Source organism: Acinetobacter defluvii (genome assembly GCF_001704615.3).
Taxonomy (GTDB): Bacteria; Pseudomonadota; Gammaproteobacteria; order Pseudomonadales; family Moraxellaceae; genus Acinetobacter; species Acinetobacter defluvii.
In genome coordinates, this window is sequence record NZ_CP029397.2 from 2,187,428 (window position 1) to 2,203,794 (window position 16,367).

A 16,367-nucleotide genomic window follows, 5' to 3' on the forward strand; every position below is an offset into this window, starting at 1 on the left:
AATCCGCTCTAAATATTTAAATTATGCTGCCATTACTTTTGGTAAATGTCGATCATAAAATTCATTTGGTGTTGCCTTATTCAAGCTTGAATGAGGACGTATCGTGTTATAAAAATCCAAATATTCAGCAATTGATTGTTTTGCTTGTTTAACCGTATCGTAAGCCTTCAAATAGACTTCCTCATGCTTCACACTGCGCCATAAACGCTCAATCATTACATTATCCATCCATCGTCCTTTCCCATCCATACTGATACGGATATTTCGCAATTTTAACTCATTCAAAAATGCCTCGCTTGTGAATTGACTGCCTTGGTCTGTATTAAACACCTCTGGACAACCATATTTCACAATTGCTTCTTGCAACGCATCTATGCAAAAGTCTGTTTCCATACTGATCGATACACGATGAGCCAGTACTTTACGACTATGCCAATCTATAATTGCACACAGATAGACAAAGCCTTTAGCCATAGGAATGTACGTGATATCTGTACACCAGACTTGATTAGAGTGATCGATGACCATGTTTTTCAACAGATATGGGAAAATACGGTGTGCAAGATTAGGCTTACTGGTATTGGGTTTTGGATACAAGGCATGTATTCCCATCAAGCGCATTAAACGTCGGACTTTACGCCGACCTATTTTATGTCCTTGACGCTGTAGCATATCTCGTATCATTCGACTGCCCATAAATGGGTAGTCGAGATGAATTTCATCGATTAGACGCATCAAACTCAAATCAGTTGATGAAATCTCTTTGGGCTTGTAATACAACGTACTGCGATTGATTTGAATCAATTGCGATTGTTGTCGTACCGAAAGTTGATGGGTCTTATCGATCATTTTTTGCCGCTCAGCTGCCCTATTTTTCTGAGCGCACCTTCTAAAAAATCAATTTGCAATGCCTGATGTCCTATCTTGGCATGTAGAGCTTTGAGGTCAATCTCAGGTTCTTGTTGTGCTGTTGGTCGTGAAAAAATATTGATTGATTGCTCAAGCAGTTGATTTTTCCAATCGATGATTTGGTTTTGATGTAAATCGAATTGAGTAGAAAGTTCAGCGAGTGTGTGGTCGCCTTTAATTGCTGCGAGAGCAACTTTAACTTTAAACTCTGCTGAATGATTACGACGTTTTCTTCGTGTCATGGTTGACTCCAAAAACAAGCATTTCCCATGCTTATTGGGGAGTAGATTATCACTTATAGGCGTGGTCTAAAATCCTAGAACCACATCAGAATGATACGATAACTATATGCGACTTGCATTAACTGATCCGCGGTTAAATCTTTTAAGTTAATTTTTTTTAAAACTTCAAGCGCTTGCTTTTCTTGCTGATTCTCACTGAATAAAATTGCTTTTAAAAGATTTACTTGCAGTTGATTTTGTTTTTGATAGGGTTCAAATTGCTCTAAAAGATATATTGCCTGTGAAAATTGCTTTTGATCACGTAATAATTTGACAACGCCAAAGTGCGCATATTCAGGAAATTGTTTGGATTGAATATGTCGAGTCAAACTCAATAGCTTTGCTGTATTTAGATGATGAATTGGAACGACCAACAATAGATAATCTGCCAATATCCTTTGATTATTTGGATACTTCTTTAATAATTGTTCAAGTATTATCGTACCTTGTTGGGTCTGCCCACTTTTAATTTGAGATACTGTGCGTTCTCTTAAGGTGTCAGATATCTGGGCAGCATATGAAAAGTTTGTATTCGGATACAGAAAAACACTTATAAATAATAAATAATAGGGATTACGCATAATGATTCTTATCTAAACTAAATGTGACTTAATTCTCATTTTTAAATAATAATTAATAAATAATCACAACTTTGTAAACTTATGTTTTAAGAATTTTTAAATTTATTTTTTAAAAAATGTTAATTATCAATTACTCAGTTTAATGTCTTTTTTTATTTTTTATTTTACATCTAACCTTCATGTAAAAATTATAAATACATTTGTATAAAATACGTTTAAGCAAATAGATATATAGGATCTTATTTGCAGAACAACCCACTAAAAAAACAAAAAAATTACCCCTTATAAAACAAATAGATATTATTGTATTTTTTAAAAAAATAGAGTTTTAGTCATCAGCTTAAGTAATTTTTTAGTATATTATTAATGTATTTTTTACTACATTAAATACACAAATAAAGTAACACTGAAAAAATTGCAATTAGGATTTCCCATTAAAATACATTAGACCAAAAAACCCATTAACTACAGGATATATCAGTATATTTATTATAATTATCTAAAGAATTGAATTACTCTCTACTACCACATTCACATTGGATTAAAGATATAAATATTTTATTGGTTCATTCATCTATTTTAAATTTAAAAACAAACACTTATATAAATTAGAAAACACTACGTGAATCCTTAACAATTAAAGATCCTTAGAAAACGCTATAAAACTGTATAAAGTGAATGTATAAAAAACATACGTAGTAAATATAGAAAATGCCTGAAGGTCTTATATGTTGTTTTATTTTTGTTTTTTATGAAAGCTTCAACTTAATTTTAAAATAAATCATACGATTCCAAGGGGTTTTCAGCAATTTTTACATGGATTTGCATTGGAACCAAATCATTTTCCAAGTACAATACATCGCAGTCGAGGGATGCTGCGACTTTCTTACAGGCACTAAATGTAAGATCGCTAGGCTCGACCATCGGTATTCTGCTCAAAGTTAACTAAGAATTACCAACAACGGCATCCGCGAACATAATGATCAATTTTTATTTTTAATTAAGGAGATCGTGATGAACGCGGTTAATGCTTCATTTACAGATTACAAAGTTGCCGATATTTCCCTAGCTGACTACGGTCGTAAAGAAATCAAACTTGCTGAAGCAGAAATGCCTGCTTTGATGGGTCTTCGTAAACGTTATTCTGCTGCGAAACCACTTGCTGGTGCAAAAATTTTGGGTTGTATCCATATGACAATTCAAACTGCGGTTCTCATCGAAACTTTAGTTGAGTTAGGCGCAGAAGTTCGTTGGACGTCTTGTAACATCTTCTCGACTCAAGACCACGCTGCTGCTGCAATCGCTGCTGCAGGTATTCCTGTATTTGCTTGGAAAGGCGAAACTGAAGAAGAATACAACTGGTGTTTAGAACAGCAAATCAATTTCAATGGCACACCTTGGGATGCCAACATGATTTTGGATGATGGCGGTGACTTAACTGCACTTGTTCATGAGAAATATCCTCAAGTGATTGCTAAAATTCATGGTATTACAGAAGAAACGACTACAGGTGTTCAACGTCTTTATGAAATGCACCGTGACGGCACTTTAAAAGTACCTGCAATCAACGTAAATGACTCTGTTACTAAGTCTAAAAACGACAACAAATACGGTTGCCGTCATTCATTAAACGATGCCATTAAACGTGGTACAGATATGCTTTTATCTGGCCGTCGTGCACTTGTAATCGGTTATGGTGACGTAGGTAAAGGTTCTGCTCAATCACTTCGTCAAGAAGGCATGATTGTTCGTGTAACTGAAATTGATCCGATCTGTGCAATGCAAGCATGCATGGACGGTTATGAAGTTGTTTCTCCATACAAAAATGGCGTACAAACAGGTAAGAAAGAAGACATCAATCTTGATCTTCTTCAAAATACAGACTTGATCGTAACAACGACGGGTAACTATCACGTATGTGACTCTGCAATGCTTGATTCATTAAAAGCAGGTGCAGTGGTTTGTAACATTGGTCACTTTGACACTGAAATCGACACTAACTACTTACGTGGTTACAAATGGATTGAGGTTAAGCCACAAGTACACCAAGTATATCGTACAGAAAATGAAAACGATTATTTAATCCTTCTTTCAGAAGGTCGTTTGGTGAACCTTGGTAATGCGACTGGTCACCCTTCACGTATTATGGATGGTTCATTTGCCAACCAAGTCTTAGGTCAAATGCATTTATTCGCTGAGAAATTTGCTGATCTTCCTGAAGATCAAAAACAAGCTGCGATCCGTGTAGAACTTATTCCTAAAAAATTGGATGAAGAAGTTGCTGCAGCAATGGTTGTTGGTTTTGGCGGTGTCTTGACTCAATTGACTCAAGAACAAGCAGACTACTTAGGCGTTCCTGTTGAAGGTCCATTCAAAGCTGAAGCTTATAAATACTAATCTTTAGAAAAAGCAGGCGTTTTGCCTGCTTTTCTTTAGTTTTTTTATTGCAATGTATAAGTTTAAAGGATTTGAACATGTCTAAACAGATTCCAATTTCTTTTGAGTTTTTCCCAACAAAAACCGATGCAGGTGCAGAAAAACTCAGAGTTGTTCATCAAGAACTTCAACTGCTTAAGCCAGAATTTTTCTCTGTAACTTATGGCGCAGGCGGTTCAACCCGTGAACGCACCTTGTCGACATTAAATGACTTCAACGGTAAAGGTACACCTGTTGCCCCTCATCTGTCTTGTATTGGTGACAGTAAAGAACGTATTGCTGAATTACTTGATCTATATCAGTCACAAGGCATTGACCGTATTGTCGCACTTCGCGGTGACTTACCATCAGGTCAGGTGGGTTTAGGTGAACTTCCCTATGCAACGGATTTAGTTCGCTTTATCCGTGAACACTCAGGTGATCATTTTCATATCGAAGTTGCTGCATATCCTGAGATGCACCCTCAAGCAGACAGCTTTGATAAAGATATTCAACGCTTTTGTGATAAAATTCGCGCAGGTGCAAATGCCGCGTTGACTCAATTCTTCTTCAATCCAGATGCGTACTTTTACTTTGTAGATCGCATTCAAAAAGAAGGAATTGATATTCCTGTTGCACCAGGCATTATGCCGATTACCAATGCAAGCAATCTGATTCGCTTTGCTGATGGTACAGGTGCTGAGATTCCACGCTGGATTCGTAAGCAACTGGCAACTTATGGTGATGATTCTGCAAGTATCAAAGCCTTTGGTCATGAAGTTGTGGTGAAACTTTGTGAACGCTTAATTGCTGGTGGCGCACCAAGTTTACATTTTTACACCATGAACCATACTGAACCAAATCGCCAACTTGTCCTTGATCTTGGTTTAGCATAATTCAAAATTAAATTACCTTCTGCGAGTAAGACCGAATGCCCCGTTTTTATATTGAAACTGATTTAGCTGTTGAAGCTACGGTTGCACTAACTGAAACAGTTTTTCATCATTGGGTCAAAGTTTTACGCGCACAAGTGGGTGAAAAAGCCACTTTGTTCAATGGGCAAGGTGGTGAATATGAAGTGACATTAACAGACATTGCAAAAAAATCAGCTTTTGTTTATGTTGAGGCATTTAATCCCGATAATCGTACACCTCACTTCACCACCTTACTTGGACAAGTGATGAGTAAGGGTGATCGTATGGATTATGCAATTCAAAAAGCTGTTGAACTCGGTGTTTCCAATATCCAGCTTTTGACTTCTGAGCGCTGTGAAATGCGTCTCAAATATGACCGTGATCAAAAAAAATTAGAGCACTGGCAAGGTATTGCTATCGCAGCTTGTGAACAATGCGGTATGAATATAGTGCCACAAATATTAGCTCCATTAAGCTTAGAAAAATGGCTTGCCTCTGAGCTACCTATTACTAAGCTTGTACTTGCACCCAACAAAGAACAACTGGATGTACTGGCAGATGTAACTACAAAAATCGCATTATTGATTGGACCTGAGGGTGGATTAAGTGAATCAGAGATCCAACAAGCCAACCAAGTCGGATTTAACAATTGGTGTATTGGCGAGCGTGTGCTAAGAACTGAAACTGCGCCTGTGGTCGCTCTTTCTATTTTAAACTATAAGTTTCCGTAGTTTTTATAGAATATTGTGACATATTTCTTAAAAATATATTGATTTTGCCAAAAAATATAAGTAATTTACATGTTTCAAAGGTATATATTTAAGTTACATTAAATGTTGTATATAAAACTAAAGTTAAAAAAATACCCTCTATAAGGCAAAGGCATTAGGAATGGTCATAGATGTTCAAGATGAACTTTTATACGCTTCACAAATAAAAAGTGCGGCTGTCCTTTTACAACGTTTTTTAATCTGGTTATTTGTCATTATCTTATATGACGTTTTTGTATACTACATCTATTTCAAAAATTTCTCATTCTCATTCAACTTATGGTTTGCTACAACCAGCATCATCTGTACAATTTCTTGGTTATTAATTAAATCTATTTTAGTTTCACCTTATCATAATGTTTTTAACCTAGATGCGTTATGTCAATTTATTTGCTTAATCATAGGATGTAGTTTTGGTTTTGGAATTTTTACTCTACAGCATTATGTTCTTATTGATACACCTGATATTACATCGACACATTTACTAATATTATCAAGTATATTAATTTGTTTAGTTTCAATTTCAGCACTTACTTATTTAACCAGTCGCTTTAGATATTTTTTATTTCTATTTATTCCTGCAACTATTCCTTGTTTATTTTATAAATTTCTTAGTGTTAGTCCATTAAGTCATTATTACCAATTTAGCTTTAATTTTATTTTAATATTTATTTTATTGGCAGGATACATTACCCATAAACTACACCATAAATTAGGGCTAATTACCTTTGAACGCAGTAAGCTTTTACTCCAAGCCAAACAACAAACTTTCGATAACAATCAACTTCAAAATAAATTAAAACATGAAATAGAAAAATCAATTCACATTAAAAATGAGCTATTATTAAATAATCAGTTATTAGAGCAAAAAGTAAAAGAACGGACTTATGATATTAAACAAATCAATGATCGTTTAGAAAATCATCAAGCCAATTTAGCTTTTGCCCATGAAACAGCAGGAATTAATTCATGGCTGTGGAATATCGAAAAACGTACAATTGAAATATTTGATACAAAAAATAAAATTTTATTTAACCATATTGATGAATATCACCTTCAAATTGATTCTTTAATTCATCCAGATGATTTGGAAAACTATCAACATTTAATGCGGCAACACTTACGAGGTAGAACCGAGCGTTTTGAAGCCAAATATCGAATTAAAAGAAATGATCAATGGTGTTGGATTCAAGATACTGGTAAAGTGATTGCTCGTCATCCTATTTCCTTTAAGCCTATACGGATGGTGGGAATTCATCGTGATATTCAAAAAGAAAAATCTGATCAAGAACAATTAAAATTGGCAGCAAATGTTTTTGAACAAGTGGCTCAAGGTGTTTTTGTCCTTGACAATAATTTATGTTATTTAGAAGTAAATCCTTATTTTGAAAAGCTTATTGGTTATCATCAAAGCGATTTATTAGGTAAACATTTATTTGATATTACAGTGAATAATAAAAAAGAAATTATAGAAGAACATTTCGATATTACTAAAAAGTTGGTCGCCGAAAGAGAATACGATGCTGAGTTGCAAATTGAATTTCTAACAGGTAAACATTTAACTTTATGGTTACATATTAATGCAATTACCGATGAGAAAAATAAAATCATTAATTATGTTGGTATTATCACTGATTTAACGGAACGAAGAAAACAAGAACAACGTGTCTCTTATTTAGAAAATTACGATTTATTAACTGATTTACCTAACCGTTTTTATTTTAATTTGCAGTTACATCATTATTTAACCGACCCAAATAATATACTGCAAAATCTTGCAGTCATCCGCATCAATATAGATCGCTTTAGATCTTTTAATGAGTTTGCAAGTACGCAAGCAGGGGATATTTTATTACAAAAAATTGCACAACGTTTAAGACAAGCTTGTCCTGATGCTTTATTGATATCCTATTTAAATAACGATGACTATGCGATGATTTATAATTATGGTCAAAATAAAAAAACCATACATCAAACAGCTAAAAGTATTTTAAAAGCGTTTGAAAGTCCATTTATGATTCATAATAATGAACACTTTATTTCTATTTCAATTGGAATTGCGCTTTATCCTGAACATGGACGTCAAGTTGATACATTAAATAGTCATGCAGAACAAGCATTAGCGGAAGCCAAAAGTCTAGGGGGAAACACAGCCTATCTGTATAGCAACAAAAATGCACGACTTATCCAACAAAATATCAATTTAGAAGGCGACCTGAGACAAGCACTTAAAAACAAAGAACTCCTTGTGTATTATCAGCCAAAAATTTGTACACAGACTGAAAAGATTTATGGTTTTGAAGCCTTGATTCGCTGGCAACATCCGAAACTTGGTTTGATTACTCCTGATCTATTTTTACCAATTGCAGAAGAGTCAAGCTTAATTACTGAGATTGGACGATTTGTTCTATTTGAAACCTGTAAACAAATCCGAATTTGGCAAGACTTAAATTTTGACTATCTGCGTGTTTCAGTCAATATTGTTGCACAACAAATCCATCGGGGTGAGTTGATTCAGGATATTGATCAAGCATTGAATATGTATAAAATTTCAGGAGATATGCTCGAACTTGAAATTACAGAATCCTCATTAATCGCAAAATCTGACAATGTACTTAACCTATTACAGCAAATTAAACAACGTCATATTTCAATTTCTTTAGATGATTTTGGTACAGGGTATTCTTCTTTAGCTTATTTAACCAACTACCCAATTGATACTTTAAAAATTGATAAAATATTTATTTCAAAAATTGAACAAGAAAAAGACCAAGCCATCGTCAGCGCGATTATTGCAATGGGTAAAGCCATGGGAATGAGTGTTATCGCAGAAGGTGTTGAAACGATTGAACAAATAAATTTCCTAAAAAAACATGGTTGTCATATTTTACAGGGATATTATTATTCAAAACCTTTGACTGCACAGGAATGTCTTGATTATCTTACCAAATTCAAACTTGCGTCAGTTTATCGTGTTTGAAATGTCTTCATCTGTATTTCTTGTTGAAAAAGGTCGCTTTACGACTGTCCGTAGCGCTCAACAAATGATATATTCAAGAAAATTTAGCCAAAACTACCAGCCAAGCTGGCATATTGTAACAATCGAGATTTAAATGGACGATCAATCACTAAAACAGCAAGCCCTTTATTATCATGAATTTCCAAACCCTGGAAAAATCAGTGTTACTCCAAGTAAGCAACTGGTCAACCAACATGATCTAGCATTGGCTTATTCTCCAGGTGTTGCAGCGCCTTGCTTAGAAATTGAAAAGGATCCATCGAAAGCAGCACTCTATACTGCACGTGGAAACTTGGTTGCTGTGGTGAGTAACGGTACTGCGGTTTTAGGTTTAGGAAATATTGGACCATTAGCATCTAAACCCGTCATGGAAGGGAAAGGCGTATTATTTAAAAAATTCGCTGGTGTCGATGTATTTGATATCGAAATTGCTGAAAATGATCCAGACAAAATTGTAGATATCGTTGCTGCGTTAGAACCGACATTTGGTGGTATCAACCTCGAAGACATTAAAGCGCCAGAATGTTTTTATATTGAGCAAAAATTACGTGAACGCATGAATATTCCTGTGTTCCATGATGATCAACATGGTACATCTATCATTGTCGGTTCCGCATTACTAAATGCTTTAAAAATCAATGGTAAAAAAATTGAAGAGATTAAAATCGTGGCTTCAGGTGCAGGTGCTGCTGCCCTCTCTTGCTTAGATTTACTTTGTGCTATTGGTGCGAAAAAAGAAAATATCATCGTTGCAGACTCTCGTGGTTTATTGACCAACAAACGTGAAGGCTTGGATGAGTCTAAAAAGCGTTATGTACAAGACATTGAAGCTTCACAAATTGCTGATGTCATTACTGGTGCAGACATGTTCTTAGGACTTTCTGCTGCTGGTATCTTAACCAAAGCAATGGTGAAGGAAATGGCTGCCGACCCAATTATCTTTGCATTGGCAAACCCAGATCCTGAGATTTTACCTGAACATGCACATGAGGTACGCCCTGATGTGATCATGGCAACTGGGCGTTCAGATTATCCAAACCAAGTTAATAACGCGCTTTGTTTCCCATATATCTTCCGTGGTGCATTAGATGTTGGTGCAACAACCATTAATGAAGAAATGAAAATTGCATGTGTACATGCAATTGCACGTATGGCGCATGTTGAAGCAGATGCGGCAACTTATGGTGAAAAATCTGCATCATTTGGTCGTGACTATTTGATTCCTCGCCCATTGGATCAACGTTTAATTTTAGAGATTGCCCCAGCAGTTGCACAAGCAGCAATGGATTCAGGTGTTGCAACACGTCCAATCGAAGATTTTTCAGTATATCGTCAACGTTTGTCTGAGTTTGTTTACAACTCTGCGTTCATGATGAAACCGATCTTTGCACAAGCGAAAACAGACCCTAAACGTATTGCTTATGCTGAAGGTGAAGATTTACGTGTATTACGTGCAGTACAAATTGCGATAGACGAAAGTTTGGCAAAACCAATTCTTGTTGGTCGTACAGCAGTCATTGAAGCCAATATCAAAAAACTAGGTTTGCGTTTGGAAAATGGTGTCAATATCACCATCGTGGATCAAGAAAAAAATCCACATTATGAACAGTTTGCTGATGATTATTATGAAATCATGAAGCGCAAAGGTGTAACACCTGAATATGCACAACGTGAATCTCGTCGTCGTTCTACCCTGATTGCAGCAATGTTAGTAAAACACGGCATTGCCGATGGTATGTTATGTGGTACTTACGCAAGCTATGATATTCACTTAGATTTTGTGCGCAATATCATTGGTCAACAAGAAGGAATGAACAACTTCTTTACACTGAATGCATTGATGCTTGAAGATCGTAATTTATTTATTGCTGATACCTACGTAAATACCAATCCAACAGCAGAACAACTGGCTGAAATGACAATTTTGGCGGCTGAAGAAGTCCGCCGTTTTGGTATGACCCCACGTGTTGCGCTACTTTCTCACTCAAGTTTTGGCTCAGATCCACATGATGCGAGCGCACAAAAAATGCGTAAAGTATTTGAAATCTTGACAGAGATTGCACCTGAACTTGAAGTTGAAGGTGAAATGCATGGTGATGCAGCACTTGATGAAAATATTCGTCATTTTGCGTTCCCTAACTCGCGCTTTAAAGGGTCTGCAAACTTATTGATCATGCCAAATCTTGATGCTGCAAATATTTCATTTAATTTATTGAAATCCACATCAGGAAATAACGTCACCATTGGTCCAATTTTGCTTGGTGCAGCAAAACCTGTGCATATTTTAACACCTACTGCGACAACACGTCGTTTAGTCAATATGACCGCATTAACTGTTGCTGAAATCCAACAATTTCGTGGTTAATTGAAAACTATATAAAAATAGGAAAACTTTAGCAGATTGCTCAGTTTTCCGACTTGAGAAAACCTCTATTCTGTTGCATGATTGCCTGAAGAATAGAGGTTTTTTCATGCAAGTTTATTTAGTAGGCGGTGCCGTCAGAGATCATTTACTCGGACATCCCTATCACGAAAAAGATTATGTTGTTGTCGGTGCAACACCTGAACAACTTCTTGCTCAAGGTTATCAACCTGTGGGTAAGGACTTCCCTGTGTTTTTGCATCCTGAAACCAAAGATGAATATGCACTTGCCCGTACCGAGCGTAAGTCAGGACAGGGCTATCATGGATTTGAGTTCTATACTGATCCAGCCGTGACCCTAGAAGAAGATTTAATACGTCGTGATCTCACAATTAATGCCATCGCTATGGATGCAGAGGGTCAAGTATTTGATCCTTATCATGGTCAAGATGATCTAAATAATAAAATTCTTCGTCATGTATCAATCGCCTTTGCGGAAGATCCATTGCGAGTATTACGCGTTGCTCGCTTTGCTGCGCGTTATGCTCAGTATGGTTTTACTATTGCAGACGAAACCATAGCGTTAATGCGTCAACTCGCAGAATCAGGAGAATTAGAAGCGCTAACACCTGAACGGGTCTGGAAAGAAACCTCACGTGCCTTGTTAGAATCTCATGCCGATGTGTATTTTGAAGTATTACGTGAATGTGGTGCTTTAAAAGTTTTATTTCCTGAAATTGATGCCCTGTTTGGTGTACCACAACGTCCTGAATATCATCCTGAAATCGACTGTGGTATTCATACACTGTTGTCATTACAACAAGCCTGTAAAGCTAACTATTCTTTGGATGTGCGCTTTGCTGTACTTGTACATGACCTGGGTAAAGCACTCACGCCAAAAGAGGAATTACCTCGACATATTCAACATGAAGAGCGTGGTATTGAACCTGTGACTGCGATTTGTGATCGTTTAAAAGTACCCACTCAAACCAAACAACTTGCGCTTGTGGTGTGTAAAGAGCATTTGAAATGTCATCAGGCTTTTACGTTGAAAGCAGGAACTTTATGGCGTTTGTTACAGCGTTTGGATGTATTGCGTCGTCCTGAGCGTGTAGAAGCATTTTTACAGGCTTGTGAATGTGATGCTAAAGGTCGTTTGGGCATGCAAGATCGTGACTATCCTCAGGCTGAGTTTTTATTAAAAATTATGCAACGGGTTCGCACCATTAAAGCATCTGACCTTCCCCCTGAAGTCAAAGGCGCAGATATCGGTGAGATGCTAATTCAGAAGAGGATTGAAGCGATTGCACAGTTAAAGCATGAGTTGAGGCATCATACGCATACTCCTTAAAGCAGCAGTTTTCCGAGAAGCAGCCAATTTCTTTAAAATAATTGTCTGCTCGTTTTCCAATTTAATTCTAATATTTTCATTTTATCGATTTTCCATAGATTTTTTTCAAAAATTAAATAGTAAATTCGGTATTTATCACCATTTTTATTTACCTCAAAACTGATCTGAATTTGATTAATTGTATCTTCTTTATAAATCTCTTGGTTATATTCAGGAGGCATACTAAAAGGAAGCGCCATTGTTCTAGATTGCTCTAAAGAGAGTACTTTTTCTGACAAATATTTATTATAAACCATTAACAATTCAGTACGTCGAAGGTTAAGATTATCGTCGCTAAAAATTGCTTGATTATCCTCATCAAAAACTTTTCCCCATTTAATCTCCCACAACCTCATTTCCGAAATAAAACTCTCCAATACAAATTTAGCTTTATTGGTATCCATCTAATTCCTTCATTTTTATTTATTACAATAATATATATTGAAAACTTTAATTGAATGCACTTAGTGTTTAAGTTTTCTTAGAAAACCAGTATATTTGAATCCACGGAAACCACACAAGATTATTATAAATTAAATTTAAAATCAAATATTTAAGAATAATATCTCTAATTTATTGTATTGACTATAACTTTTCAACTCTACTTTTAAAGAACTTCAAAATGACCTGTAACCCAAGCTTGTATCAACTCTTCAGAATCAAACTCCTTAATCACGACTTACTCAAAACCTATATAAACAATTTTAAAATATTATAACACCTCTGTTGGAAAAATTAATTTAAGGTGTGAAATTTTATCAATCTTTAATTAAATATATAGTTGTGTATTAATAAGATTGGATATTTTTAGTTAGATTAATTTTTAATCAGAATATTCCACCAATTCAAAATATACTTAAATATCTATGATTCATTCATTTGCTCTATATGGAAAAACTACTCATAAATCTAACACCAATAAAAGTTATAAAATAATTTGAATAGCTTTATATAACTAGATTTTTCTAAAAAATAAACTAGAGAATTGAAATAATTTAGTTGATGATCTATCACCTAATAAACTGACTCTATGTTAAAGAATATATTCATCAATGCACTTTAATGGTCTTTAATAGTTTTGAATCAAATAATGCTTTTGGACTAATCACCTGTTCTTGTAAAGGAATACTTTTAGTATAACGTTGTTGCATCAATGCTTTCACTTTAGCATGTTTCAGATCAAAATCTTTCAATTGTTGTAAAGGAGCTAGCTCGATTCCTAAAGCATTTTTATAGGCTTTCCACACCAGTTCAGAGCAATAAATCGCCTGATCATTCCATTCAAAATAAAGATCATAAGGTTTAGCAAGATATTGTTCAGCTTGCTTCTGTAAAGCAATTTGTTGTTGTAGATTCAAATTTTTATATAGTCTTTTTACGACATATTTTTGTTGGACACCACGACTTACCCAAGCTTCAAATGCAGTATATTTCACAGGTTGAATCGCTTCTAACACCCATAATTTACCATTTTTATTGACCACCATTCCCATATGACTATAAGGAGAATGTGTTGCCAGTTGAATCACCTGACTTTGTGTAGACTTTGAAGTATGGAAAATAATATCACCCGTTTGTAATGCGGCAGCATACACATGACCACAACTTAAAAATGCAATCAGATAAAATATTTTATAAATTAATTGTCTCACAGTTTAAAATCACTCATGTTATTGTTTTGAATATCATCGAACAGCAAGTGCAGTACCAAATACTCAACTTATTTCAATAAGAAGAAATCTAAATGCAAATACAAATATATCATCTGCAAAACTCTCGCTCACAACGTATTGTATGGCTATGTGAAGAGCTTAAGCTAGATTATGAGTTAATTACTTTTACTGAGTACAAACAAGAGCAAGAAATGCAAACTCATCCTCATGCTTTTAAGAAATTTCCAACTGTAGCATTTCGAAAAAATGAACAAGACAACTTTTCTATACTCACTGAAATCAGTGCAATTACAGATTTTCTTTGCCATGTACATAACAAATTAAATGTGAATATCTGTACAGATTTAGAAGAAATCAAATATTTTTATTATTGGAAAAATTTTGCCGATGCCTCATTTATGCCAAATTTAGCATTAAAACAGATCTTTGCACAAATCGTGCAATATACACCTTTTCCTGTGCGTTTGATTGCCAAGTTTTTTAAATATGCTTTTGATCAAAACTATTTAAATGCCGCCCTACAACAACAAATGCAATTGATTAATCAACATTTACAACAGCATACATGGATGGCAGGCGCACAGTTCAGTAATGCTGATATTTTAATGTGGTTTCCTTTATCTGCATGTCAGCAATTAAGTAATGGTTTTCAAAGTTTTGAAGCTATTAATACCTATTTAACACGAATAGAAAGTAGACCCGCCTTTCAAACCGCATGCTTGAAAGGGCAATGGTCTACTTCAGTATTTAAAAATTATTGGTCGAAAGCCAATTAAGCCGACTTACGTGAATTGACACGTCCTTGAATAATGGCTTTTATATTGTTTTTAGCATAATTCAAAAATACTTTGAGTGGCGATAAGTTCGGATTTGGTTTTTTACCTTCACCAATCGCTTTGAACTGTGCTGCATACCAAAGAATTTCCATAATCGCCATTTTATCCACAAAAGGAATACCTGTTTTAATCTGCTCTACCGCATAACGCACATCATGTCCTGCGATTAAACGATTACTCACATCAGTTTCCACTGCTAATGGACGTGCAATTCCAATAAACTCACACGCACCACTGTCTAATGCTGCATTCATACCCTTTGCTGTACGGAAGCCACCCGTTACCATTAAATGACACTTTACTTCCTTACGAATTTTTTCAGCAAAATCTAAGAAATATGCTTCACGCGCAATGGTACTCGCCTTACGTTGGTCCGCTTTCGCACCTGCCATTGCTGGGGCTTCATATGTCCCACCTGATACTTCAATAATATCAATACCTGCTGCATCAATCGCCTTAAATACTTGGATAACTTCTTCTTCCGTAATCCCTCCTCGTTGGAAATCTGCAGAGTTGAGTTTCACAGAAATAATAAAATTTTCAGACGTCTTGGCACGTACTGCTTTGTAGATTTCTAATAAGAAACGCATACGATTTTCAATCGAACCGCCCCATTGATCTTGACGCTTATTGGTTAATGGGGATAAAAACTGACTGATCAGATAACCATGTGCACCATGTAATTGCACACCTTCAAAACCGGCTTTTTCACTAATCCGTGCCGCCTCAGCAAAGCGAGCAATAATATCTAAAATTTCTCCCTCTTCTAAAGCACGTGGTGTACCAAAAGTTGTTGCAAGTAATGGGCTAAAAGGTACAGCAGAGGGTGCAACTGTTTCTTTATTTAAACCCTTCGGACATTGACGACCTGGATGTGACAGTTGTACTAACTGCACCATACCATATTGCTTTCCAACATTTGCCCATTCTGTAAATTTGGCTAAATCACGTTCAGTTTCAATAACCACCACACCTGGTTCATTTTTAGCTCGCCAGTCCACCATAACATTGCCTGTAATGGCACACCCTAAACCACCTTTGCCCCATGCATCATATAAGCCCAGATGTAATTTATTCGGCTGGCCTGCACGGTTTGCCAAAGCTTCACTCATTGCACCTTTGATAATACGGTTTTTAAATGGGATGTTTCGGATAATTAGTGCTTCTGCAATATGATTCATGGTGCTTCTCGAAATTGTTTTTAGAATATTTACTCT

At 35.5% G+C, this 16,367-nt stretch carries 12 protein-coding genes; 7 read left to right on the forward strand and 5 right to left on the reverse strand.

What is annotated here, in order from left to right; all coding sequences use genetic code 11:
- Nucleotides 1-21 precede the first annotated feature (21 nt).
- A protein-coding gene (locus DJ533_RS12880) for an IS3 family transposase (protein WP_089024817.1) occupies nucleotides 22-1,151 on the reverse strand; the annotation gives its coding sequence in 2 pieces (ribosomal slippage) (nucleotides 22-899 and nucleotides 899-1,151; 1,131 coding nt in all).
- 74 nt (nucleotides 1,152-1,225) lie between these two features.
- Nucleotides 1,226-1,771 (reverse strand): hypothetical protein, encoded by a 546-nt coding sequence (locus DJ533_RS12885; RefSeq protein WP_065995322.1) that lies wholly within the window; start codon nucleotides 1,769-1,771, stop codon nucleotides 1,226-1,228.
- A gap of 1,014 nt (nucleotides 1,772-2,785) precedes the next feature.
- On the opposite strand from DJ533_RS12885, the gene ahcY reads away from it, so the two are divergent.
- The 6 genes from ahcY (at nucleotide 2,786) to DJ533_RS12915 (ending at nucleotide 12,602) form a co-directional block, all read left to right on the forward strand.
- Complete coding sequence (gene ahcY / locus DJ533_RS12890; RefSeq protein ID WP_065995323.1) at nucleotides 2,786-4,168, forward strand: adenosylhomocysteinase; 1,383 nt, start codon at nucleotides 2,786-2,788, stop codon at nucleotides 4,166-4,168.
- A 77-nt stretch (nucleotides 4,169-4,245) separates the two neighbouring features.
- Nucleotides 4,246-5,082, forward strand: coding sequence for a methylenetetrahydrofolate reductase [NAD(P)H] (metF, locus tag DJ533_RS12895; RefSeq protein ID WP_065995324.1), 837 nt, complete (start codon nucleotides 4,246-4,248; stop codon nucleotides 5,080-5,082).
- Between the two features lie 35 nt (nucleotides 5,083-5,117).
- Nucleotides 5,118-5,831: a 16S rRNA (uracil(1498)-N(3))-methyltransferase gene (locus DJ533_RS12900; RefSeq protein ID WP_065995325.1), complete on the forward strand. Its 714-nt coding sequence runs from the start codon at nucleotides 5,118-5,120 to the stop codon at nucleotides 5,829-5,831.
- Between the two features lie 715 nt (nucleotides 5,832-6,546).
- Complete coding sequence (locus DJ533_RS12905; RefSeq protein WP_228716479.1) at nucleotides 6,547-8,850, forward strand: putative bifunctional diguanylate cyclase/phosphodiesterase; 2,304 nt, start codon at nucleotides 6,547-6,549, stop codon at nucleotides 8,848-8,850.
- A 133-nt stretch (nucleotides 8,851-8,983) separates the two neighbouring features.
- The gene (locus tag DJ533_RS12910) at nucleotides 8,984-11,254 is read left to right on the forward strand and encodes an NADP-dependent malic enzyme (protein ID WP_065995327.1); all 2,271 of its coding nucleotides are present in this window, start codon (nucleotides 8,984-8,986) and stop codon (nucleotides 11,252-11,254) included.
- Nucleotides 11,255-11,360: 106 nt separating this feature from the next.
- Nucleotides 11,361-12,602, forward strand: a complete 1,242-nt coding sequence (locus DJ533_RS12915; RefSeq protein ID WP_065995328.1) for a multifunctional CCA addition/repair protein — start codon at nucleotides 11,361-11,363, stop codon at nucleotides 12,600-12,602.
- Nucleotides 12,603-12,634: 32 nt separating this feature from the next.
- Here the strand turns inward: DJ533_RS12915 and DJ533_RS12920 are convergent, their stop codons facing one another.
- Nucleotides 12,635-13,045 (reverse strand): NTF2 fold immunity protein, encoded by a 411-nt coding sequence (locus DJ533_RS12920; protein WP_065995329.1) that lies wholly within the window; start codon nucleotides 13,043-13,045, stop codon nucleotides 12,635-12,637.
- Nucleotides 13,046-13,690: 645 nt separating this feature from the next.
- Entirely contained in the window at nucleotides 13,691-14,293 is a 603-nt protein-coding gene (locus DJ533_RS12925) for a YiiX family permuted papain-like enzyme (RefSeq protein WP_081406155.1), read from the reverse strand.
- 92 nt (nucleotides 14,294-14,385) lie between these two features.
- On the opposite strand from DJ533_RS12925, the gene DJ533_RS12930 reads away from it, so the two are divergent.
- Nucleotides 14,386-15,090 carry a glutathione binding-like protein gene (locus DJ533_RS12930; protein WP_065995330.1) on the forward strand — a complete coding sequence of 235 codons (705 nt, stop codon included), beginning with the start codon at nucleotides 14,386-14,388 and terminating at the stop codon, nucleotides 15,088-15,090.
- Here the strand turns inward: DJ533_RS12930 and DJ533_RS12935 are convergent.
- The gene (locus tag DJ533_RS12935; RefSeq protein ID WP_065995331.1) at nucleotides 15,087-16,331 is read right to left on the reverse strand and encodes an NADH:flavin oxidoreductase/NADH oxidase family protein; all 1,245 of its coding nucleotides are present in this window, start codon (nucleotides 16,329-16,331) and stop codon (nucleotides 15,087-15,089) included. The two genes, DJ533_RS12930 and DJ533_RS12935, sit on opposite strands and share 4 nt — an antisense overlap.
- Between the last annotated feature and the right edge of the window lie 36 nt (nucleotides 16,332-16,367).